Source organism: Saccharopolyspora phatthalungensis (assembly GCF_014203395.1).
Taxonomy (GTDB): domain Bacteria; phylum Actinomycetota; class Actinomycetes; order Mycobacteriales; family Pseudonocardiaceae; genus Saccharopolyspora; species Saccharopolyspora phatthalungensis.
Window position 1 is genome coordinate 1,902,875 of the sequence record NZ_JACHIW010000001.1, and the last position, 23,428, is coordinate 1,926,302.

The 23,428-nt window shown below is 68.0% G+C and carries 16 protein-coding genes; 7 read left to right on the forward strand and 9 right to left on the reverse strand.

Annotated elements, in window-relative coordinates:
- Positions 1 to 68 precede the first annotated feature (68 nt).
- The 6 genes from cydD to BJ970_RS08505 all read right to left on the reverse strand — a co-directional run bounded on the left by cydD (position 69) and on the right by BJ970_RS08505 (position 9,010).
- Positions 69 to 3,413 (reverse strand): thiol reductant ABC exporter subunit CydD, encoded by a 3,345-nt coding sequence (cydD, locus tag BJ970_RS08480; RefSeq protein WP_184725681.1) that lies wholly within the window; start codon positions 3,411 to 3,413, stop codon positions 69 to 71.
- A gap of 76 nt (positions 3,414 to 3,489) precedes the next feature.
- Positions 3,490 to 4,509, reverse strand: a complete 1,020-nt coding sequence (gene cydB / locus BJ970_RS08485) for a cytochrome d ubiquinol oxidase subunit II (protein WP_184725683.1) — start codon at positions 4,507 to 4,509, stop codon at positions 3,490 to 3,492.
- A 15-nt stretch (positions 4,510 to 4,524) separates the two neighbouring features.
- Positions 4,525 to 6,027 carry a cytochrome ubiquinol oxidase subunit I gene (locus tag BJ970_RS08490; RefSeq protein WP_184725685.1) on the reverse strand — a complete coding sequence of 501 codons (1,503 nt, stop codon included), beginning with the start codon at positions 6,025 to 6,027 and terminating at the stop codon, positions 4,525 to 4,527.
- A 214-nt stretch (positions 6,028 to 6,241) separates the two neighbouring features.
- On the reverse strand, positions 6,242 to 6,901 hold the full coding sequence (locus BJ970_RS08495) for an IclR family transcriptional regulator (RefSeq protein WP_221467672.1): 660 nt from the start codon (positions 6,899 to 6,901) through the stop codon (positions 6,242 to 6,244).
- Between the two features lie 40 nt (positions 6,902 to 6,941).
- The gene (locus tag BJ970_RS08500) at positions 6,942 to 8,147 is read right to left on the reverse strand and encodes a fumarylacetoacetate hydrolase family protein (protein WP_184725687.1); all 1,206 of its coding nucleotides are present in this window, start codon (positions 8,145 to 8,147) and stop codon (positions 6,942 to 6,944) included.
- Entirely contained in the window at positions 8,144 to 9,010 is an 867-nt protein-coding gene (locus BJ970_RS08505; RefSeq protein ID WP_312864160.1) for a hypothetical protein, read from the reverse strand. Before BJ970_RS08505 ends, BJ970_RS08500 begins: the two co-directional genes overlap by 4 nt.
- A gap of 313 nt (positions 9,011 to 9,323) precedes the next feature.
- On the opposite strand from BJ970_RS08505, the gene BJ970_RS08510 reads away from it, so the two are divergent.
- The 4 genes from BJ970_RS08510 to BJ970_RS08525 all read left to right on the forward strand — a co-directional run bounded on the left by BJ970_RS08510 (position 9,324) and on the right by BJ970_RS08525 (position 13,262).
- Positions 9,324 to 10,103, forward strand: coding sequence for a DUF2470 domain-containing protein (locus BJ970_RS08510; protein WP_184725688.1), 780 nt, complete (start codon positions 9,324 to 9,326; stop codon positions 10,101 to 10,103).
- 109 nt (positions 10,104 to 10,212) lie between these two features.
- Complete coding sequence (locus tag BJ970_RS08515; protein ID WP_312864161.1) at positions 10,213 to 11,022, forward strand: CPBP family intramembrane glutamic endopeptidase; 810 nt, start codon at positions 10,213 to 10,215, stop codon at positions 11,020 to 11,022.
- A 118-nt stretch (positions 11,023 to 11,140) separates the two neighbouring features.
- Complete coding sequence (locus tag BJ970_RS08520) at positions 11,141 to 12,328, forward strand: arginine deiminase (protein ID WP_184728958.1); 1,188 nt, start codon at positions 11,141 to 11,143, stop codon at positions 12,326 to 12,328.
- Positions 12,329 to 12,701: 373 nt separating this feature from the next.
- Complete coding sequence (locus tag BJ970_RS08525; RefSeq protein WP_184725690.1) at positions 12,702 to 13,262, forward strand: ferritin; 561 nt, start codon at positions 12,702 to 12,704, stop codon at positions 13,260 to 13,262.
- A 3-nt stretch (positions 13,263 to 13,265) separates the two neighbouring features.
- Here BJ970_RS08525 and BJ970_RS08530 read toward each other — a convergent pair whose 3' ends face one another.
- Together BJ970_RS08530 and BJ970_RS08535 are read right to left on the reverse strand one after the other, a co-directional pair.
- A complete protein-coding gene (locus BJ970_RS08530) occupies positions 13,266 to 15,440 on the reverse strand; it encodes a UvrD-helicase domain-containing protein (RefSeq protein ID WP_184725691.1) in 2,175 nt (724 codons plus the stop codon).
- The gene (locus tag BJ970_RS08535; RefSeq protein WP_184725692.1) at positions 15,440 to 21,679 is read right to left on the reverse strand and encodes a DEAD/DEAH box helicase; all 6,240 of its coding nucleotides are present in this window, start codon (positions 21,677 to 21,679) and stop codon (positions 15,440 to 15,442) included. Before BJ970_RS08535 ends, BJ970_RS08530 begins: the two co-directional genes overlap by 1 nt.
- A 218-nt stretch (positions 21,680 to 21,897) precedes the next feature.
- On the opposite strand from BJ970_RS08535, the gene BJ970_RS08540 reads away from it, so the two are divergent.
- Positions 21,898 to 22,095 (forward strand): hypothetical protein, encoded by a 198-nt coding sequence (locus BJ970_RS08540; protein WP_184725694.1) that lies wholly within the window; start codon positions 21,898 to 21,900, stop codon positions 22,093 to 22,095.
- 17 nt (positions 22,096 to 22,112) lie between these two features.
- Here BJ970_RS08540 and BJ970_RS08545 read toward each other — a convergent pair whose 3' ends face one another.
- A complete protein-coding gene (locus tag BJ970_RS08545) occupies positions 22,113 to 22,301 on the reverse strand; it encodes a hypothetical protein (RefSeq protein WP_184725696.1) in 189 nt (62 codons plus the stop codon).
- 228 nt (positions 22,302 to 22,529) lie between these two features.
- Between BJ970_RS08545 and BJ970_RS39925 the strand changes: the two genes are divergently transcribed.
- Together BJ970_RS39925 and BJ970_RS08555 are read left to right on the forward strand one after the other, a co-directional pair.
- On the forward strand, positions 22,530 to 22,856 hold the full coding sequence (locus tag BJ970_RS39925) for a DddA-like double-stranded DNA deaminase toxin (RefSeq protein WP_376775111.1): 327 nt from the start codon (positions 22,530 to 22,532) through the stop codon (positions 22,854 to 22,856).
- Entirely contained in the window at positions 22,853 to 23,380 is a 528-nt protein-coding gene (locus tag BJ970_RS08555; RefSeq protein ID WP_184725698.1) for an Imm1 family immunity protein, read from the forward strand. Before BJ970_RS39925 ends, BJ970_RS08555 begins: the two co-directional genes overlap by 4 nt.
- Positions 23,381 to 23,428 lie beyond the last annotated feature (48 nt).

Sequence of the window (23,428 nt, forward strand, 5' to 3'; positions counted from 1 at the left end):
GGTTTGCCCGAAACCGGGATTTTTGTCCGGTGTTTGAAAAACGGGAAACCCGCGATCTTGCGCGGCGTTCATCGGTGGGCACCGGCGTGTCGGGAGTCGCGGACGACCGTGATCTCGCCGCACTCGACGCGAAGGACGATGTCCGCGTGCTCGGTCTCCGTCCAGCGGTGTGTCACGTGGATGACCGTGCGGTCTCGCAACGCGTGGCGGAGCCGGACGAGCAGATCCTCCGCGGTCGGCACGTCGAGGTGCGCCGTCGGTTCGTCGAGCAGCACCAGCTCCGCGTCCTCGGCCAGCAACGCTCGCGCCAGCGCGAGGCGCTGCGCTTCACCACCTGACAACGCGGTGCCGCCACTCCCGACCACCGCGTCCAGACGCCCGTCCCAATCCGGCAAACCCGCCAGCGCGAGCGCCTCGACCAGCTCCCGATCAGTGGCCTTCGGAGCCGCCAGCCGCAGGTTCTCCCGGACGGTCGTCGACACCAACTGCGGCTCCTGCGGGCACCAAGCGACCCGCTGCGGCATCCGCACCTCGCCGCGCTCGGCACGCAGGAACCCGAGCAACAGCGCCAAAAGCGTCGACTTCCCGCCACCCGACGGCCCGACCACCGCTACATGTGCCCCGACCGGCACCCGCAAATCCGCGCCCCGCAATGCCAATCCCGCCGCCCCGGGCCACCTGACGTCAACCCCGACCAGCTCAACGTCCCTGCCAACCTCAACGTCGGCCGCACCGCCCTCCGGCGCCGCAGCCCGCCGACGTTCACCGCCGCCGACGGCCAGCAGCGGCGCCAGACGCGCTTGCGCTGCGCGCAGCGAACGCCATTGCTGCGCCGCTGGAGGCAGCAGCGCAACGGCTTCCGCCGCCGCCAGCGGCACCAGCCCGAGCAGCGGGGCCAGCTCCGGCGCCAAGCTGCCTTCGGCTACCGCCGACGCCCCGAACCAAACTCCGCCGAGCACCGCGACCCCGACAAGCAGCGTATTCACTGCCGTTGCAGCGCCCGCGCCAAAGGCGGCGCGGCGTGCGCGGGCCGCCAGGTGTTCGTCGGCAGCGGCGAGCTCGGCACGGCGCTCGGTGTGCGCGCCGAAGGCAAGCAGTTCCGCCGAGCCGTCCAGCAGCGCGAGGACGCGGGCCGCGATGAGGCGCCGTCCCTCGGCCACGGCAGTGGTCGCGCGGCGCTCCGCCGCGAGCGCCGCGAGCGGGCTGGCGACGAACGCGGCGAGCAGCGCGGCTGCCAGAACCGCGCCCGCTTCGGGAAGCACCAGCGTTTGGAGCACCACGGCCCCGAGCACGACGATCGCCGCGACCAGCGGCGGGAGGATCACGCGCGGCTCCAGGTCGCGGACCGCGTCGACATCGTCGACGAGGCGAGCAACCCCCTCGCCCCGGCGCAGCCCGGCCGTGCGCACCGGCCCGAGTCGCACGAGGGCATCCCATAGCTGGCGCCGGAGGCGGCCCGAGAGCCGGAAGGCGGCGTCATGCGTGACGATCCGCTCGACGTAGCGGAGGGCCGCGCGCGAGAGTGCGAAGGTGCGCACGCCCACGACGGCGACCGACAGCGTGAGGATCAGCGGCTGTTGCGAAGCCCGGGCGATCAGCCAGGCCGAGGTCGCGGTCAGCGCGAGGCCGGAGAGCAGCGAGAGCGCTCCGAGGCCGACGCCGAGGAGCGTTCGCGGCGTGATCAGGTCGCGAATGCGCCCGGGAATCGCGGGTAAGTCGGGCGCAGCGGCCGGGACGGCCGCGAGCGCCGGCTCCGGTTCGGCCGCGACCGCTTCGGGCCGGTGGCTGGCGAGTACGACGGTCGCGCCCCCGGCGGCGGCGCGGCGGATGGCCGCGTTGACCTGGTGGGCCGTCGCCGGGTCCAGATGGGCGGTGGGCTCGTCGAGCAGCAGGATCGTCGCGTCGCCGTGCAGCCGCAGCAGTGCGCGGGCCACCGCCACCCGCTGTCGCTCCCCTGTGGACAGTCCATCGATGCGGTGGTCACGCAGATGCGCGGCAGCCGCTTCGGACAGCGCTTCGTCGATGTGAGCCGTCAGATCCGGCTGGTCGGCGGTGGCCACTTCGAGCTCGTCGGCGACCGTGCCTCCGGTGAAGGTGGGACGCTGCGGAACCCACGCGATGCGCCGCCGCCATTCGGTCGGGTCGAGCTCGGCGACATCCACGTCGCCGCAGGTGATCGCGCCGCTTTCCGGGGCGGCGAAGCCGAGGAGCACCGACATCGTCGTCGACTTCCCGCTGCCGCTCGGACCGATTCCGTCGAAGCCCTCCAACCGCACGATCTCGCCGGGCCGCGCGACGAAGCTCAACCCGTCCGGCGCGAACCCGTCCCGCCGCCGCACCCGCAGCGCAGCCACTCGCAAAGTAGCCGCGCCGTCGCGGGAAACGGCCGGTTCACGCCGGTAGGCGAGGTCAACGGGCCGCCTCTGAGTGTCCGGCGGAAACGGGCCGTCGCCCTCACCGGCGGGAGCGCTCACGAGCTCGTCGACTCGGCGGACGGCTTCCACGCCGTCCTCGCTGGCGTGGTGGGCGGCTCCGGCCGCGCGCAGCGGCAGGTAGCACTCCGGGGCCAGCACCAGAATCAGCAGTCCGGTGGCCAGATCGAGGTCGCCGGAGACCAGTCGCAGGCCGATGCCGACGGCCACCATCGCCACCGACAGCGACGAAAGCAGCTCCAGGACCAGCGCGGAGAGGAAGGCGACGCGCAGGGTCGCGATCGTGGTGCGCCGGTGCGCGTCGCTGACCCGGCGGACGACCTCGCCCTGCGCCCGTGCCCGCCCGAAGGCCGTCAACACCGGAAGCGCCCGGATCAGCTCCAGCAGCCGACCGGATAGGCGCTGCACCGCGTCGGCTGCGCGCGAGGTGCGCTGCTCGGTGTATTTGCCGACCAGCCACGCGAACAGCGGGATCAGCGGCACCGTGATCACGATGACCAGCGCGGAAACCCAGTCGGAGAACAGAATCCAGGCACCGACCAGCGGCGGCACGACCGCGGCGGTCACCAGCGCGGGCAGGTATTTGGTGAAGTAGGCGTCGAGCGAATCGAGTCCCTTGGTGGCCAGCGCGGTCAGCTCCGCCGGTCCGCGACGGTGGATCCACTCCGGGCCCTGCCGCATCGCCGAATCCAGCAGCAGGCCGCGCAGCTCCTCCTTCGCGCCCGCCGCCGCCCGCGCGGACACCGTTTCGGTCGCCCAGCCCAGCACCGCCCGCGCCACCACCGCACCCGCTAGCACGACGAGGTAGTGGCCGATCTCCACCGGCGCCGCGCCTCGGGTCACCACCGCCGCGAGCGCGTTGCCCAACGCCCATGCCTGCACGATCAGCGCGATCGCGGTGCCGAGGGAAAGCAGCCCGGCCACGATGAGCGCACGCCGGGCCGCCCCGGATAGGCGGGGCAGCGCCCCCAGCGGACCCATCACTCACTCCTTGTCAAACCGCAGTTGTTTCGCCCGGTGGCGGCCCGTGAACGCGTCGGGGCGCACCTCAACGTGCTCACGACAGCGTGCTGGGCACGTGGGCCGGGGGGATGTGCTTGGTGCCGATGCGTTTGCGGAACACCCAGTAGGTCCAGCCCTGGTAGATCAGCACCGCCGGGGTGCCGAAGGCGGCGACCCAGGTCATCACCGTCAGCGTGTACGGGCTGGACGCCGTGTTGGCGATCGACAGCGACCACGCGGGGTCCAAAGTGGACGGAATGACGTTTGGCCACAGCGCGCCGAACAGGGTCACCGCCACGCCCGCCAACGCCACACCTTGCAGCGCAAATGCCTGGCCGTCCCGCCACCGGTACAGCCGAGCGAGTCCGGCCAACGCCGCGACCAGCGCGATCATCAGCGGCACCCAGGTCCAGGTCTCGCCCTCCCGGAACTGCGCGATGAACACCAACGCGATCACCGGCAGCAGCAGCGGCACCCCCGCGCGCAGCGCGAACCGCCGCGCCCCGTCCCGGATCTCGCCTTCGGTCTTGAGCGCCAGGAACACCGCGCCGTGCAGCAGCGAGAACCCGCACACCGCGAGCGCGCCGATCACGTTCGGCAGCGTGAAGATCGTCCACCAACCGCCGACCCGGTCCCCGTGGGCGTCCAGCGGCAGCCCGAAGACGCTCGCGGACAGCACGAGTCCGACGATCAGCGGGGAGATCCACGAGGCGAGCACGATCACCGTGTCCCAGGTGCGCCGCCAGCGGGCGGTGTCCACCTTGCCGCGGTACTCGAACGCCACGCCGCGCCCGATCAGCGCCAGCAACAACACCAGGAACGGCAGGTAGGCCGTGCTGAACAGGGAGGCGTACCAGCCCGGGAAGGCGGCGAAGGTGGCGCCGCCCGCGACGATCAACCAAACCTCGTTGCCGTCCCAGACCGGGCCGATCGTGTTGATCAACACCCGCCGCTCCTCGTTGCGGCGGCCCAGCACCGGCAGCAGCATGCCGACGCCGAAGTCGAAGCCCTCCAGGAACAGGTAACCCAGCCACAGCAGGGCGATCACGCAAAACCAGAAGGTGGGCAGATCCATCGCAGGTGCAGCCTCTCAGTATGCGAAGGACAGGGCTTCGTCGGATTCCTGCTCGCCCTCGGGCGGCGTCGGCGGCATCACCCCGGCGAAACCACCGCGCACGTAGCGGACGATCAGGAAGACCTCCACGACCGCGAGCACCCCGTACAGCGCGGTCAGGGCGATCACCGAGGTCAACATCTCGCCGGGGTGCACCCCCGCCGACACCGCCGACGCGGTGTACATCCACACGCCGTCGACACCGGACGGAGTGGGGTTGGGCACGACCACGAACGGCTGGCGGCCCATCTCGGTGAACACCCAACCGGCGACGTTGCCGAGGAACGGCAGCGCGATGCTCAGCACCGCCAGCGGCACCCAGGCGCGCCCCTCCGGGAACTTCCGCTTGCGAGTCAGCCACAACACGACCACGGCGCCGAGCGCGGCCAGCGCGCCGAAGCCGATCATGAACCGGAAGCCCCAGTAGGTCACCGGCAGGTTCGGCACGTAGTTGATCGGCTGGCCCGCGAACACGCCCAACCGCGGGTCGTCTGGGTAGTTCGTGCCGTACTTGGCCTGATACTCCGGGATCAGCGCCGTCACGCCCCTGACCTCGCTGTGGAAGTCGCCTTCGGCGAGGTAGGACAGGATGTAGGGCACCGTGAAGCTCTTGACGCTCTCGCAATCGGGTCGGCGGACGTCGCCGATCGCGAAGATCGAGAAGCTGGCGGGCGCCTCGCTGTGGCACAGCGCCTCCGCGGAGGCCATCTTCATCGGCTGCTGCTGGAACATCAGCTTGCCCTGCACGTCACCGGAGACCGCCAGCCCGGCAAACGCGATCACCGCGACCCACGCGCCCAACCGAATCGAAGCGTGCCAAGCACGGCGGTCCTCGTCGTCCGGGTCGGACTTGCGGTGGTGCCGGGCGATCTGCCACGCGGCGATGCCGATCAGGAACGAACCCGCGACAGCGAAGCAGCCGAACACGGTGTGCGGGAACGCGGCGAGCACGGTGTTGTTGCTCAGCACCGCCCAGATCGAGGTCAGCCTGGGCCGGCCTGCGACGAGCTCGATACCGACGGGGTGCTGCATCCACGAGTTGGCGGCCAGGATGAAGTACGCGGACAGCACGGTCGCCAGCGAGAAGGCCCAGGCGCAGGCCAGGTGCACGCCCTTGGACAGTCGGTCCCAACCAAAAATCCACAGGCCGAGGAAGGTGGACTCGACGAAGAACGCGAGAAGGCCCTCCATCGCCAGGGGCGCGCCGAAGACGTCGCCGACGAACCGCGAATAGGAACTCCAGGCCATCCCGAACTGGAATTCCTGCACGAGGCCGGTGACCACGCCCATGGCGAAGTTGATCAGCAGCAGTTTGCCCCAGAACTTGGTCATCTTCAGGTACCGCTGTTTGCCGGTGCGATACCAAGCGGTCTGCATTCCGGCGACCAGCACCGCCAGCCCGATGGTCAACGGAACCATCAGGAAGTGGTAGACGGTGGTAATGCCGAACTGCCAGCGGGCGATGTCGAGCAGATCCACGGCTCCACATTGCCGTTCTCGTGTCAGAATGCGCAGAGGCAAGGGCCCTATCTCACCCGGTCGAGGGTCCTAGACCCGGGCGGGACCTTGGTCCTGGTCACTCAGAGCAAGCGTTGCCGCCGCATCGATTACTTGTACCAAGCGATCCGGTGAAGCGAAAGACTTCAACGCGAAGAAACCCCGCCGACTCGGGCACCGCCTCGGACGCCGGCGATCAGCGCAGGGCTTCGGCGACCGCCTCCGCCGCCTCCAACACCTGCGGCCCGATCTCGTCCGGCACCAGCGGCTGGAGCGCCACCACGCCGACGCTGGCGCGCAACCCCGGGACCCCGCGCACCGGCGCGGCGACCCCGAACGCACCCGACTGCAGGTCGCCGCTGCTGGCGATCCAAGGCGGCCCACCCGGCGGGAGATCCACGGCGCGACCGGCCGCGCCGCGTTGGACCGGATGCCGGGTGCCGACCCGGTACGACACGTGGTAGCTGGTCCACGACGGCTCGACGACCGCCACGGCCTGCGCCTCGCTGCCATCGGCCACGGTCAGGTGCACCGTCGCACCGACCTTCTCCGCCAACGCCCGCAATGCGGGCAGCGATGCGACGCGCAGCTGCGGCAATACTCGTCCGGCCAGCCAAAGCACGCCGAGACCGAGCCGCACCTTCGACCCCTCCCGACGGACCAGGCCACGGCTTTGCAACGGCCCGAGCAGCCGGTACACCGCCGCCCGACTGACCCCGACGGTCGCCGCCAGTTCGCTGATGGAGGGCGCCTCGCCTTCCGCGTCCGCCACGGCCTGCAGCAGGTTGAGCCCGCGTTCCAGCGTCAGCGAGCTCTCCTTGGTGGCCGGTTGGACGACGTCTCGCGGCAGGCCCATCGGAGCGCGAATCGGCTCGGGGCTGGGTTGAGCCATCGCGTCACCTCCGAGCCGCAGCCAGCACCGTGCCGGTCACCTCGCCGAGTCCGATCACCGAGCCGTCGGGTCCCGGCGCCCTGCCACCCAGTGTCACCCGGTCGCCGTCCTGGAGGAAGGTTCGCTGCTCGCCGTCTTCCAACGTGATCGGTTCCGCTCCGCCCCAGGTCAGTTCGAGCAGGCAGCCGCGCTGGTCGCGATCCGGGCCGGACACGGTGCCGGAGGCGAACAGGTCCCCGGAGCGCACCGGTGCCCCGTTCACGGTCATGTGCGCCAACTGCTGCGCGGGCGACCAGGTCATCTGCGCGAACTGCGGCCGGGACAGCACTGTCTCGTTGCAGCGCACCTCCAGCCGCAGGTCCAGCCCCCACGGCTCGTTCTCGACGAGGTAGGGCTGCAACGCGTGCTCCGGCTCCGGCGGCCGGACCCGGGCCTGTTCGAACGCCGCCAGCGGGGTGATCCATCCGGCAACCGAGGTGGCGAACGACTTGGCCAGGAACGGACCCAGCGGCTTGGACTCCCAGACCTGGATGTCGCGCGCCGACCAGTCGTTGACCAGCGCCACCCCGAACACGTGCTCAGCGAAGTCGGAAGTGGGCACCTGGGCGGCCGGTTCGCCCCCGCAGACGAAACCGACCTCCGCCTCGAAGTCCAGCCGCCGGGTCGGGCCGAACGCGGGCCGCAGGTCACCGGCGGCCTTGCGCTGCCCGCTCGGGCGGTGGATATCGGTGCCGGAGACGTAAACGGTGCCAGCCCGGCCGTGGTAGGCGATCGGCAGGTGCGCCCAGTTCTCCGGCAGCGGCGCGGCCGCGCGGCGGAAGATGCGCGCGACGTTCTCCGCGTGGTGCCGCGACGAGAAGAAGTCGACGTAGTCCGCGACGGTGAACGGCAGCACCAGGGTGTGCCAGTCGGTGCGCACCAGCTGCGCACCGACGGGCGCCTGGTCGGCCGCGACGAGTTCGGTGAGCCGCTCCCGCAGTTCGTGCCAGCGGGTTCGGCCCGCCGCCAGCAGCGGGTCGAGGGAATCACCGGCGACCAGCCCGGCGAGTCGAGGACCGAGCGCCCCGGCGATACCGCGCAACGGCAGCGCATGCCGCCCGACCCGCACCGCGACGACCGGGCCACCGCCGGTCACCAGCACCCCGTAGGGCAGCGTCTGCGGGCCGAACGGCTTGTCCGGGGCGAACTCGGGATCCTCGATCCAGGTCAAAGCAGCCCCAATCCCTCAAGTTCGGCGGCCGGGTCCTGCACCGAGCGCGAGCCGTAGGAGGCGAAGACATCACGCACCGCCTTGGCCGCGTCGTCGGACAGGGAGCGCGCCTCCCGAGCCAACTCGGCGCCGTCGGTGCTGGCCAGCGCCGCCCGCACATCCTTGCCGGACAGCGAGCGCGCGGTCGCGACAAGGAGGTTGAGGAAACCGTGATGGGTGAACCCGGTCTCCGGGTCGGCGCCGCGCACCGCCGTGTGCAGCCCGGTGGTGGCCTTGAACGGGACGTCGAGGGTTCCGGCCACCGCGAGGAAGTCGGTGACCACATCGATGGACGGCACCGATTCGGCGGTCTGCCCGCCGCAGCGCAGCTTCGGCCAGCAACCGTGCTCGGCGACCCGCCGGATGCCGTCCAGCCAGCCGTTGCCGCCGCGACGCGGCTCGACCACCCGGATGATGTCCTCCGGCACGAACTCGGACACTCGCTCCAGCCAGATGTCGTCGACGTCCGATGGCGCGGGCATCTCGACCATCCGCAGCGCCAGCAGCTCCTGCCGCCCCTCGATGATCGACAGGGCCTTGGGCACGCCCCCCAGTCCGGTGTCGCACACCAGCGAGAGCGGCACCGGCGTGGCCGGCTTGACCTTCGCCAGTTCGGTGATCAGTTCGGCCAACCGGGACGCCTGGCACAGCATCGGCCCCAGCAGCCCCGGGTACGCGCCGCCGCGCGCGTCGAGGTGGTCGGCCACCGCCTGCGGGACGGCCGCTGGCCCCGGCGGGAACAGCGCGGCGTCGTCAACCAGTCGGGCGAACAGGGGCGGAATGCCGCGCGGACCGGGCGCGCGAAGCTCAACAGCGCTTGACACGGCTGACACGCTAATGCCGTATCGACCAGTGAACAAAGGTGCCCGATAAACGGACGGTGGCCCGGGTCATCAGCGCCTCCCTCGCCAGGTTTGGGCATCATCATCCACCTGACTCCGGAGGGGCTCGCACTGCCCCTTCGCGCACTATTCCGGTTGGCTCCCCGTGACGCCGTTCCAACTGGTACTAAAGGAGGTACGCAAATCGGCCGACGGGCAGCTCGCCGCCCGGAAACCCCCTAGCCGCGATCCACCCGGAAGATGACTTTCCCGGACCGCGCATCTAAGTTAGGCTTGCCTAAGTTGGAGGTGAGCAGTGGGCGAGACGACCACCCGCCGGCCCGCGACGCCGAGCCCCGCGGAACGAGCCAGGAGCATCGCCAAGCGCGGTGGCCGCGCGGCGCTCCTGCCGTCCAGCGAGGCTTCGGCGCGCATCGCGCCGTTGCTGCACCACGTGCACTCCGATGGCACCGCCACCCTGCTGCTCGCCGATGAACACCCGCTGATCGCCGCCGCCTGGCAGGCTCCGCGCACCGAACTCGCCGCCGTGCTGGAGCTCGCGGACCCGACGCCGGTCCGGCTGCGCGAGCCCGTGCGCGGGCTGCTGTGGCTGACCGGTTGGGTGCGGCTGCTCGACGGCGCGGCGGCCCGCGCCGAGGTGCTCTCGGTCGCCAAGGAGAAGCCGGACCCCCGCCTGCTGGACGCCGGGCACGGCGCGAGCGTGCTGCGGTTGGAGTCGGCGTCGCTGGTGCTGGCCGACGCGGAGGGCACCGGTTCGGTGGATCCGGCGGAATTCCAGGCCGCCGCGCCGGATCCGTTCTGCATGCAGGAGGACGCCTGGCTGCGCCACCTGGAGCTGTCGCACCGCGACGTCGTCGGACTGCTGGCCCGGCACCTGCCGGAGCAGCTGCGCGGCGGGCACATCCGCCCGCTTGGGCTGGACAAGTACGGCCTGCGGCTGCGGGTCGAGTCCGCCGACGGTGATCACGACGTGCGGCTGGCGTTCTCCCGCCCGGCCAGCACCACCGAACACCTCGGCGCGGAGCTTCGCCGCCTCGTGGGCTGCCCCTTCCTCGCCCAGCAACGCTCCGCCTAGCTAGAGAGTGTTCAATTTGCCTAGCGGTGCCGGGAGGTTGCCGTTCCCGGCATCGCCAGACCGCGAACGGCCGACCGCCGGGCTCACCGATCCGGGTACGGTTCGTCGCGTGAGCACCCTGCGCGCATGGCTGACCCCGGCCCGGCCCGGCGACCCCGTGAAGATCACGGACCCAACGGAACGCCGGGCGATCACCATCGAGTTGATCATCGTGCTCACCGTGACGCTCGGCCTGTCCGGGTTGCAGAGCCTGCTGGCCCTGCTGGACTCCCTGATGCGCCCGGAACCGCTGGCCGATCAGCACGTCGCGATCAACGCCCCGCAGGCCCAGCTGGGGCTGCTGGACATGCTGGCGCAGCTGACGAACGTGCTGCGGCTGTGCGCCTGGGGCGGTTTGGGGGCGTTCCTGCTGTGGCGCGGCGGGATCGCACTGTGGCGGGTCGGCCTGGACTGCTCCCGCCCCGGCCGGGACTTCGTCGACGGGCTGGGGCTCGCCGCCCTGATCGGCATCCCCGGCCTGGGCCTGTACCTCATCGCGCACGCCCTGGGGCTGAGCCTGACCGTCCAACCGTCCACACTGGACTCCACATGGTGGCGGGCACCGGTACTGACGCTGGCCGCGTTCGGCAACTCGTTCGCGGAAGAGGTCCTCGTCGTGGCCTACCTGCTGACCCGGCTGCGGCAGCTGGGCTGGTCGGAGAACCGGGCGCTGTGGCTGTCGGCGGTGCTACGCGGCAGCTACCACCTGTATCAGGGCTTCGGCGGGTTCGTCGGCAACGTCGTGATGGGCCTGGTCTACGGGCGCGCCTGGCAGCGCACCAACCGGCTGTGGCCGCTGATTATCGGTCACGCGCTGATCGACGTGGTGGCCTTCGTCGGCTACGCCGCGCTTCGCGGTCGCGTCGGCTGGCTGCCATGAGACGCAAGGATTCGCACCCAAAAAGACGCGGATCCGTTTAACAGTCGAGCTAAATCATCGCTGACGAACGACGCTTCAATTCGTCGCGACTAGGCTACACGTCGTGACCGAACCACACGTGCAGAGCGAGGTCGGCCCGTTGCACGCGGTGCTGCTGCATCGACCGGGCACGGAGCTGAAGCGGCTCACGCCGCGCAACAGCGACCAGCTTCTGTTCGACGCGATCCCCTGGGTCGATCGCGCGAAGGAGGAGCACGACGCGTTCGCCGAAGTGCTCCGCAACCGGGGCGTCGAGGTGTTGCTGCTCCGCGACCTGCTCACCGCGGCCCTGCACGACGCGCGTGCTCGGGCGGCGGCGGTGCTCGCGGGCGTCGATGACCGCAAGCTGGGCACGGACATCGCCGACACGCTACGCTCCCATCTGTCCAGTGTGGACAATGTCGCGCTGGCCGAGATCCTGATCGCGGGCATGACGTTCGAGGAACTGCCCGCCGCGGAGGGCCAGTCCCTGGTGCGCCAGATGCACCCCCCGCACGACTTCGCCATCGACCCGTTGCCGAACCTGCTGTTCACCCGCGACTCGTCGGTGTGGGTCCGCGACCGGGTCGCGATCGCGGCCCTCGCGATGCCCGCACGCCGCCGCGAATCCGCCCTGACCGACCTCGTCTACGCCTACCACCCGCGGTTCTCGCACTCCTCTCGTGCCTACGGCGCGCACTCCGCGCCCGTCGAAGGAGGCGACGTGCTGCTACTCGCGCCCGGCGTGGTGGCCATCGGCGTCGGCGAACGCACCACCCCGGCGGGCGCGGAGTCGTTCGCCCGCTCGATGTTCGCCGACGACCTGGCGCACACCGTGCTGGCCGTGCCGATCGAGCAGGCCCGGGCATCGATGCACCTGGACACGGTGTGCACGATGGTCGACCGCGACGCGGTGGTGATGTACCCGGCGATCCAGCATTCGCTGCAGGCATACGCCCTGCGCCCGCTGGACGGCGAGCTGAAGGTGTCCGGCCCGGCGCCGTTCCTGACCGCCGCGGCGGAGGCGATGGACATCGACCACCTGCGCGTGATCGACACCGGCCTGGACCCGGTGACCGCGGAACGCGAGCAGTGGGAGGACGGCAACAACACGCTCGCGGTGGCGCCCGGCGTCGTGGTCGCCTACGAGCGCAATGCGGAGACCAACGCCCGGCTGGAGGACGCCGGGATCGAGGTGCTTCGGATCAGCGGCTCCGAACTCGGGTCCGGACGAGGCGGCCCCCGCTGCATGTCCTGCCCCATCACCCGAGCCCCGCTGCGGCCGTGAAAACCCGATACCGCTAAGCCGCCGCAACTCGTGGGACAACGCCGTTCCGGATGACGAAGCTACTTCCTGCGATTTCCCGGCGAACGGTTTCCAACCACGCGGGCAGGCGGAAATATGCGGACGCCTGTCCGGGCGGGCGAGCCACCCGAATCGGTCCGTCACCCGGAAAGGGGGGTACGAAATGGTGACGCCGTGAGGAACGCCCACCCCCTCGGCTACCACAAAGGCCACCACCAGGCAAAATGGCATAGGTTTGGCTTGGCTTAATTAATTGAGGATTGCCTCATCTAAAACCGTCAAACCTGAGGGGAAGCATACCATTCTTAGGCTTGCCTGAAATGTATCTGGACTGATTCCAGAGTATATTGAGGGCATGGCTGTCACCGCGAAGAAACTTCATCACAAGGAATCCAAGTTCGAGCACCTGCTGCAGGAGCAGGTGCGAAATGAATTCACTGCCTCGCAACAGTACGTCGCGGTCGCGGTCTGGTTCGACAACGAGGACCTGCCGCGATTGGCCGCGTATTTCTACCGCCAGGCGCTGGAGGAGCGCAACCACGCGATGATGATCGTCCAGTACCTGATGGACAACAACATCAAGCCGGTCATCCCGGCCATTGAGCAGGTACGCAACGACTTCACCGAGACCCGCGAGCTCGTGGCGCTCGCCCTGGAGCAGGAGCGCGAGGTCACCCGCGAGATCGAGACGCTGGCGAAGACCGCCCGCGAAGAGGGCGACTACCTCGGCGAGCAGTTCATGCAGTGGTTCCTGAGGGAACAGGTCGAGGAGGTCGCCTCGATGTCGACGCTGCTGAACGTGGTCGACCGGTCCAAGGGCAACCTATTCGACGTGGAGAACTACCTGGCCCGCGAGTCGATCGACGACGACAACGTCGACGCAACGGCCCCCAGGACCGCCGGCGGCGCGCTCTGAGCGTCACTCCTCGGCCCGAGCTTCCGGCAGGAACGGCGAAGGAGTTCCGACCCAGGTGACCAGGAGCTGGTCGCGAGGCCGGGTGCAGGCGACGTAGAACAGGCAGCGCTCGCGCTGCCTGACGTCGTCCTGCTCCTCCGGCGCGCTCTGGCCAAGCACGAAGTCGTTGGGCACGGTGCGCTCGTCAACGGCGACAACCGCTACCCGGCGGTACTCGACTCCCTTGGCGCGATTCATGGTGGCCACCTGCACGGCGTCGCGTCGAGTCGAAGCATCACCGTCCTCGACGATCACAGCGGGGATGTCGGATTCCCGCAACGCTCGCGCGAACCTGTCCCGGACTGTTCGGGTCCGGGCCAGTACGGCGATTTCTCCCGGCTCACCGGGCTCTGCCCGCCACTCAGCGATCTGCTGCACGATGAAACGCTGCTCCTCGGTGTCGTTGCGGAAGCCGCGACGGACCGGAAACCACCCCCTCAGCAACGATCGGTACCGTTCAACCGAGTCGGGTTCCTCGTCGAGGTCCAGGAATTTCTCGTCTCCCAGGATCCCCGTGGCGAACTTCAGCACCTCGCTGGTGGTCCGGTAATTCAAGGTCAGCTTCCGCGACCGGCCTCGGGTTTCGATCCCGTAACGGCTCAGCACGACCCGGTCGCCGTAAATCCGCTGGTGCGCGTCCTCGCAGATGAAAAGGTCATCCGGACCCACCGGAACCACGCCTCGCAACAGCCGCCAATGCGCCGGACTGAGGTCCTGCGCCTCGTCGACCACCACGTGGTCGTAGCGGTGGGTGTCCAGCGTCCGCTGATCGGCCACGATCTCGGCGGCTTCGACAACGGTCTTGCCGAAGGTCGTCTTGTCGTCCAATGACAGCTGGCGTTCGAATTCCTCCACCGCCGACCAGATGCGAGCGCGCTGCAACCGGTTCAGCCGGACCCGGCGTCCGGGTCGGGAAACCTTGAGGTACTCGTCGCGGTTTCGAACACCATGTCCCAGGATGACCTGGACGTATTCACGGCTGAGGAAATCCGGGGTCAGCAGCTGCCGATCCGCCTCGTTCAGATCCACCCGGTCGAGAACCCGCTGCCAATAGTGGCGCTCGTCGTTGCCGCGCAGCGTCGTACGGCGATCTTTGGCGCGCAACAGAACCTCGCTGGCAAGTTGGTCGACACCACGCACGTCGATTCGGGCGAGCACCTCTGGCTCGGCCAACTGGGCAAGTTGCCGCTTCAGCTCTTCCGCCAGATTGCGGGTAAAGGTCGTCACCAGCACCCGCACGTCCGACCGCCTCGCAAGAAACACCGCCCGGTGCATGCCGACGATAGTCTTGCCGGTGCCCGCACCGCCGGTGATGCGGAAAGATCCTTTCCAGCCAGGGTGATAAGCGACCGACCGCTGCTCGGGGTGCAGGAACACCCGCCATGCCTCGAAGTCGCCTTCCAGGATGCGGCGCATGTGTTCGTCGTCGGAGAAGACCACGAAGTCCATTTGGGAGCCGGGCCGCCGCAGTGATTCACGCAGTTGCTCGGCATCGGGCTCACCGCGTCCGAATTCGTGCGCCGTCCCGCGGTCGGTCTCGGAGCCGAGGGCGGTGTAGGTCCGCCGCACATCCTCCAGGGACGCGCCGAAGGCCAGGTCTAGCAGCGCGCTGCCCTGCCATGACGGCGCATCAACGCAGATTCGCTGCAACTCGTCGTCGTCACGCACCTCGACCGCGCGGTGGGCGATCCGCTCGGTGATGCCGAGCGCGATGAGCTCCCCCGGTTGGAATGGCAACCGCAGCGGTTCGGACTCAACAGTGGACGGCGCGGCGGCTGGCGGTTCGGCGACCGGTGCGGCATCGGCGCTCTTGAGCACCTCGAAAACCCCGTTCATGGGGTTGACCTGCATCTTCAGCGTGGACGCGTACTGGTAGGCGAGATCGTGCGGTTTGATCGCCACGAGCACATAGGTGGCCTCATCAAGGGTGCCTGCGGCGAACAACACGGCACGGAAGTTGTCGTTTACGCGGGCCACACGTACTCGCCGGTCGATCGCGCCTTGCGGGATCTTCAGGTTCAGTCCGCTGCTGTCCGCACTTGAACTGAGCTTGCGCAGCAGATCCCAGGCGTTCTTTTTTAACGAGCCATCCAACTTGAGGTCCGCCTGGAAGTCCTTGTGCATGACGACCGTCGCCATTAACGCGCGCCTCCCGATACCTGTTGGAGTTCCTGGATGATCTTCTCGACGTCGGCTGGAACCACCCGCCAACCGTCTTCGCGGAGCTGTGCTATCCGATCGGCGGATTCCTCGACGAGCACGGCGACTTTCTCCTGCGGCCAGGACAGGTCGATCTGCCACGCCCCGTCCGGGCTTTCGTCACCCGGCAGCGGTGGGGCGACGTCCCGGGTCGCCAACGCGACCAGGAGTTCCTGCAGCTCGGCTTCCGCAACCTCGATGACGAGCCGCCACTCCGCGTTGAAGCGCGGCTCGGCTGCTGCCGTGCCTGGAATTTCGTCCGGTTCGAGCTGCTTGCTGGTCGTCGCGGTGGCGAATCGCGGTAGCTCCAGTCCCAGTCCGAGGAACTGCAGGACGTTGCCGACGGCGAGCCAATCTCGCCAGGAAGCGGCATGCGCGGACGAGCCGGCCTTGTCCGCCGCGTCGTTGAGCACCAGCAGGATCGCGAGCTCTTTTGTCTTCGCTACCGGGAGGACGACCACTCCGGCGCCGTTCGCAGTTTCGGTCAGCACAACCGGCTGCGTCCCGCTCGGCGGCGGAGCTGGCGCACCCCGACCATGCTCGACGACGATCCGCGGCAGGTCCGCCCTGTCTGCGGTTGTCATACCTGCCTTGCCAGCACTCGCCGCCAAGCCACCGGCGACTGCCTGCGCGACATTGCGCCAATGGCCCCGGTCCGAGTTGACGAGGTATGCGGTGAGCAAGGTCATCGCGTCGCCGACGATGTTGCGCGCGGCGATGCTCCCCAGGCCCGAAGTGCGATTCGCGCTGGCCACGACCTGTTCCCGTTGGCCGGTGGTGAGGAACGGCAGCGGGTTCGGCTTGGCCCCGGCCAGAACCCGCTCGAAATCCTCCATGTCCTGGTGGGTGACCCCCCAGACGACATATCCACGTTCCCGGAGGATGGCACGCTTTCGTGCGTCGGCGGTCGTCACGCTGTGCTCCGCGCTGGCGTGGAACCTAACGCTGTCGCAGAACACGGCGATGCGCGGCGCGGAGAAGTCCACCGGGGAGATAACAAAATCCGGCTTGACCACGTTATCGATGTTCACCTGGGGCTCGGCAATCCAGTTCCGGCGGCCGTCCCGCGCGTCCACCGCGAACCTGAGGCTGTCCCCATTGGTGCCCGCGCTGAGCTGCGGGCGCAGCTTGTGCTGCCGGGCCCACCGGTGCAGCTGAGCCCGGAAACGCCGTTCAATGTGGGTTTCGTCGATCGTCGTGCTGATCTGGTGCACGCCGGTGCCTTCGACCGGATCCCAGTGCTCAAGCACATCGTTGATGATGCCGAGCGCCCGGTCGCGGGAAAGCAGTTCCACATCGTCGACATGGCCCACGGACAACAGGCAGCGGTGGCAGGCCAAGTGGGGGGTGTCGACACAAGTGCAGTTCTCCAGGGTCTCCTTAGCCTTTTCCAGCAGCTCCAACAGCTTCGCCGGGTCGGTGAACTGGGTCAGATAGCCAGTGCCACCTGGAACCTGGTCGTGCAACACCACCATCTGCCGACGCCCTTGGCTACCGGACTCGACGCTGCAGAAGGCGTCCAGGTGATCCGGGGTTCCACCAAGCACGCCGCGCAAGCCCAGCTTGAGCGCGGCGGTGAAGGACACCAGCTGCGCGTCATCGGCAAAGACGATCGGCGGGACGAGTATCCGCAACGCTTCGGTCTGCAGCTCGTGCATCAGCGCGACGTTCGCCCACATCGCCGGGTCCGGTTTCCGGCGCTGCGGACACCAGCCACGGTGGCGGACGTCGTTCTGGTCTTTGCCCTGCGCCGGCGGAACAACGCCGCAGCCGGTGCACACCTGGAACCTCGGAGCCGAATACTCCGCACCGGCGATGCGCATTCCCGCACCGCCCCGGTCGAGCAGCCCGAGGTTGAACCATCTGATCCTGATCTTGCGGCAGAACTCGGCGCCGAAGGGGTACTCACGCAACTGCCACGCATCGCGGATGTCCTCCGGAGCGACATCGGCGCTGGTGGCGATCTCGAACGCGGTCCGCTTGCGTTCCTCGTCCTCGTCGCCGAAACGCGATTCATCGAGGGCCGCGAAGGCCGAAACGCGGCGGAACGCGACCACATCGAGCCGCTGCCCGGAGTCCGCTGCGTGATCACTGTGACACCGGAGGCATGCCCGCGGGGCGTCATCCGGATCGGACCAGCCGCAGGCGGGGCAGCAACGCCACCGCTGGATCAAGCTGTTGTGCACGCTGCCCACATCGACCGCGTCGATGCGCACCGCTCGCCTGCTGGCGTAGAAAGTCGCACCAGGAGCAAGTTCCCCCAGCGCGGTCCGACTACCGCGCTCGTACCGGCAGTCCTCGATCTCTGCCTTCGTGGTTTCCTCGTCGACCCACCATAGGCTCACATCAAGCCGGGTTCGGTCGTCAAGCAGCGTGTAGTTCGGCAGCAGGCCCAATGACTCCAGCGCGCCAACCCAGTCATTGCCTTCGTAGACGTCCCGACGCAGCCGCTGCGCGGCCTTGCGTTCGCCGGTGACCCGTTGGAAGTCGGTTTGCGCTTCGTCATCCAGCAAATCACGCTTGGCCTGCAGTTTCTCGGCAACTGCGTTGAGGTCCGCGATCCGGCTGTTGAGCTCGTTCAGCTCACGCGCCCAGCGCATTACGCCGGTTTGCACCATGCGATCGATGCCGGGCACCTCGCCGGACTCGGCCGCACCTGCCCAGTCACGCAGCGCGGCAGCGGTCCCGTCCGTGACGCGGTCACCGAGTGTTTCGAGGAACTCTGTCACGTAGGTCTCGGCGTTGACCCGCGCGTCATCGAGCAACCGGCGCAGCCATCGGCCTTGGGCCAGGCCGTCTTTGAGCAGGTCCGGCACGTTTTTCGGCTGTGCCCACTTCGTGCGGGAACGTGCCGCGGAGCGGTCGATCAGGGAGGCGAGGTACTGGCGACGCAGGATCTCCTCGGCATCGAGGTAGCAGGCCGGTGGGACGACTTCGCCGGCGATCATGTCCAGCGGTTTCCCGAAGTGGCGCAGCTCCGCCTGGCGAGCGGGCAGGATAGCCACGACGAAAGCGTTGCCGCTGCGCCGCCCGGCCCGCCCGACTCGCTGCAGGTAGCCGGCCGTGGTGCGAGGCAAGGACGTAAGCCCGACGGCGCCGAGGTCACCGATGTCGATTCCCAGTTCCAGGGTCGGAGTGCAGACCAGCACGTTCGGCGCGTTCGGTTCAGTGCTGTCCTTGAATTCGCGCTCGACCTCGGTTCGCTCGTCTCTGCTCAGCAGGGCTGTGTGCTCGCGGGAGACAATTCGCCGGACCCGTTCGGAGTTGTAGAGCGCGCGGTAATAGTTGGCGGTCTCGGCATGCCGGTGCAGCCGCCCACCGCACCCTTTGCGCAGACACGGGGCATCGGCGAAGTCGTCGGCGATGTCGGGGTGGACTGGCGTTCGCGTCTGGCACACGTGACAGCGCAGCATGCTGCGCCCGGCGGCGAGATCGGCCAGGCCGGTGCGGTCCAGCCAGATCCGGTCCGGCGGAATCAGGTATACGGCGGCACCGTTCTTGGTCGTTCTTTGTTGCAGGATTCCTTCGTCCGCGAGCATCCGGAACAGGGCGTGGACGAGGCTGGGCGCATCCGCTTCGGGCACGCCCAGGCACCGGTGGGTCCACCAGGTGAACCAGGTGCGCGGTGCGATGATGCTGTCGAACTGCTCCGACCGCGCCGCGTCGGTGGGAAACGCCGGTGCCGGACGGCCCTTGTGGAATGCCGGCATACCGGTCCGCCGGTCCCGGCCACCCCAGATCTGCCACCGATTGCCGTCTGCATGGATGTAGCGCTCCAGGAACTTGTGCCCGATGGCGCCCTGGGTGCGGATCCGTTCGAGGATGCCGCGCGCCCACGCCAACTCTTGCGCGGCGAAGTCCGTTTCCAGTTCAAGGCCGGCCGGTCGGTGCTCCGCGACCACCTGACTCACCCGGGTCTTGAACCTCTTTTTGTTGTCGGTGTCGACGAGAACGCTAATCGTGCCGGTGAGTTCCATCGTGCGGCCGGTTCGGGAATTGAGGCCGAACTCCAAGTGTGCCGCGAAGTCCATCCGAGCTTCGACCCGGGCGGTGTTGCGTACTCGCTTCTCGGTCCAGAAACTCTTGAATCCCTGCAACTCCGTGGTGCTGGGGGGCAGCAGCGCGTAGCGGGCGGCCCGATTACCGGGCCCGGCGGCATCGCTCATCAGATTCGTGACGACTTGGTCCAGCCGCACCCCATCGTTGCGGATCGCGCGGTGTAGCGCGGACCTCAGGTTGAAGGCGTAGGCACGAGCCTCGATGAATCCGGCGCGATGTGCCGCATCCTGCACGCTGTCGGTGAAGAGCAGCGTTTTCTTCTCCTGCTCGGGAATGCCGGCGTGCCCGAACAGGTGGCTCAGCGCAACCGACGCCAAGGTCGACACTCGGGAACCGAGAAACCGGATGCCGTCGGTCTTCTGGCACGACGGGCATCTGCCGTCCGCTGCCGCTTTCAGGTCGGTTGGGTCGGTGGTGAGGACCGGCACGCATTCCTCGTGGTGGTCCGGCCGTTTCCACAGCACTTCCAAGGTCACCGGGTCGAGCCAGGCGACCTTCTCCGGCGTTGCGTCCGCCTCGCCTGCGGCGTGCAAGAACGCCCGGAAGCGGTCGCTATTCGCCAGGGATAGCTTCCACGCCTTCTTCACCCGGTCGTCCAACTGGTTGCTGGCTGCGCCGGCAAGCGCTGCTCCCCAACCGCCCCGGCCGCAGTGCCGGCAGAACACCGCCGCCAGAAACCGGTCTATGTCGGCACCGGGGTTGTCGTCGTACCACCGAAAGGCCGCAACGTTATCGACTAAGCGGATCAGGTGTGTCACCTCACGGACCCACAGCTGCGTTTCAACCTGCAGCAAGGCCTGGTCACCGTTCCCGGTCCGGGCATGCGAGAGCAGCGCAACGAAGGCTGACAAGGCCTTCCGTGCGCTGTCGGCCTCGCCGCTGTCGAGTGCGCTCACCCAGGTCGGTGCGACCGCACTCAAGCTGCGGGTCGCATCGTCCAACGCCGTCGTTTCAGCGGCGACCGCCACCACGTCTGCGGTCAGCGGGTGGTGTTTGAGTGCGGCGCTCAGCTCGATGGGATCAAGTTCGTCTTCCGTGCCGAGTTCGAAGAACGCCGCGGTCGCCGCTTGGACCAGTTGTTCGTACCCGACCTCCCGGTTGTCCGGGATCAGCTCGTCGATCTCTGAGAGCAGCGGGATGCGACCAGTCGGCACGGTTTCCGATTCAGGAACCGTGCCGATCCATTCCGCGGCGGTCAACCGGTTCTCGCGAACAAGCGCCGACTCGGTAAATGAACAGCCGAAGATGGTCTCGGCGAAGTTCAACAGTTCCGCGGCGCGCGAGCCGTCGCCAAGTGTCGCCGAAGTCGCTACCGGTGCCACCGATCCGAGCGGCCGGCCGTCTCGCCTGATGCCGAGCGCCATGCCGAGCCGTCGCAGCAGCAGAGCCACATCGGTGCCCTGCGCCCCGTCGTAGGTGTGGAACTCGTCGAGCACCAGGTACTGCAAGCTTTCCGCAGCACCGTCCCACAGTCCGATGTCGTCCTGGCGCAGCAGCAACCGGTCCAGCATCTTGTAGTTGGTCAGCAGGATGTCCGGCGGGTTGGACCGCAGTGAGCCCCGGTTTTCGATGATGTGGTCCGGCCCCATGAAGCGGTGCTGACCGGAGTCGCCGGTGAACAGGCCAGCAGTGATCTCGCCGTAGTGCTCGGGGTGCTGCGCCGCCATGCGGGCGATGCGGGCGGCCTGGTCGTTGGCCAGCGCGTTCATCGGGTAGAGGATCAGCGCCTTGATTCCCGATTGGCCCGCCGCGCGCTGCCGACGGCAGTGATCGAGCACCGGGAACAGGAACGACTCCGTCTTACCCGAGCCGGTGCCGGTGGTGACGATCGTCGGCTCGGGCTGATGGTCTTTGCTGGTCAGCCGCGCGAACGCCGCCGCCTGGTGCCGATAGGGCTGGAAGCCGTCCGGGACGAAGTCGAGATGGTCCTGCCAGCCCTCGCCCGCCAACCGGAACGGCAGTCGCAACCGCAGGAACGGGCCGGAGAAGATGCTGGTTTCCGGGTTGTTGAGGAATCGCTCCAGGCTCTTGCGGGCGTCGTCATCGGCGAGTTCGAAGGTGGTGGCGAGGTAGGAGATCAGTCGCTCCTGGAGTTCCTCGGCCAGGAAGGAGGGCAGCATGCGCGAGCCCCGGTTTCAGGCAGCTTCGGGGTGTTGCGGGCGCTTTCCTCGTGCTGTCCTGCCGGATTCGTCGAGCACCGTGTAAACCTCCCCCATCCTTCGATCGGCCCCTTGCACGATCGAGCGAATCTTGACAACTCGTTAGTGCGCTGTCGTCTCTCTCCGTACTTTACTGATGATCAAGAGTAACGGGGGTAGGTTCCGTTTTGCGGCATGCCATGAGCTTCACCAAGATCGAAGACCGGCCGTTTTCCGCTGGTCGGGTGGACCACACCGACGGCTTGCTGCGGGTAGCCGTCCAGCAATGCCGGCACCGCCAGCGACTGGACACGGCCGCCCCCGCGATGAGCCGTCCGCTAGACCGGCTGTCAGCGCCCACTTGTACCGAAACCATTGACATCAAAGGGAAAACCTGATGTCAATGAAAGACGTCCTAGCAAGCCTCGACCTCGCACGCGACAAGATCATCGCAGGGCGAGAACACCTCGCCGCTGCCGGAGACTGCCTCGACGAAGCCGGACGGCCTCATGGCCTCGGTCAACTCCTGGAATCCCGCGACGAAGAAGCCCAGCAAGCCATAGCCAACACTGATCACACCGCGAACGAAATCGTCCGTGCCCATCAGACGCTCAACCAGATCAACGACCTGATCACCGGCTACCGGCGATCTGTCGCCGGCGATTCGCCTGGTCCTGCACCACCACCATCCAAGTCTGAATCAGCCGCACCGCTGCCTCCGACTCGGCCCGCCGTCGGCACACCCGAATGAGTCGAGCAGGAAGGGAAGAAGATCGACTCGACCAACCTGCACGTCACCACCGGCATCGCCTATGACGCCGACGGCAAAGAGCTGACGCGCTGCGAAAGCGGCTATGACGCCGAACGCGATCAGGTTCAACGCGAGCTGGACGACAACAGTCAGTTCCCAAAACCTCCGGGCTGGCGACCGGGCAGCGGATTCGATACCGCGACGCATGCCGAGCCGAAGCTGGCGCTATGGATGTGCCAAAACGGGATCGAGCACGTCACCGTCCTGATCAACAAGGACAAGGTGTGCCCTAAACCAAACGGCTGCGAGGTCTCAGTGCGCTGCATCCTGCCGCAGGGATACTCGATGACCATCATCTCGACGGTCACCGGACTAAAGTGGTCGTTGAAGGGGGTTCGGAAGCCATGATCTTGACCGCGCAACTGCCCAACCGCTTCGAACATGCGCACACGACCGAGGATGTCGAACTCTTCATCAGCAGGGCGTTGAATGAACTGGCCCCGGGAAATCCGTGGGTCGACATGGACTGCGGAGAGGTGGCTTCCTTTCACTTCGCGCCGCATCCGATCACCGACGACATGTTCGACGAGCCACCGTTCGACGCAGGCATCACCGCCACGATGATGGTGATGGCGAACCGGAACACAGGCTACGGCGCATTGCGGTGGAATCACTGGAACCATCTGATCAACCCGAGCCTGCCCGCCGACCCACGCGTGGTGTTCGACCCCTACGTGCCGACCTGGGTCCGGCCGGAACACGTGCTGACGCTCGACCTCGTGGAGCAAGCACTGCGCGAGTTCATTGACAACGAGGGAGCACAGCCGACGTGCGTCGAGTGGGTCCGCATCGATAATCCGAGCCATGTGGGCTTGATGACAGACCGGTACCGAGCGCTGATCCGAGGATGTGCGCAGCCCCGCTGTCCGTGAGAGGCGTTGCGGGCGACCTGAGCGCCCCGGATACGGTGCAGTCCCCGG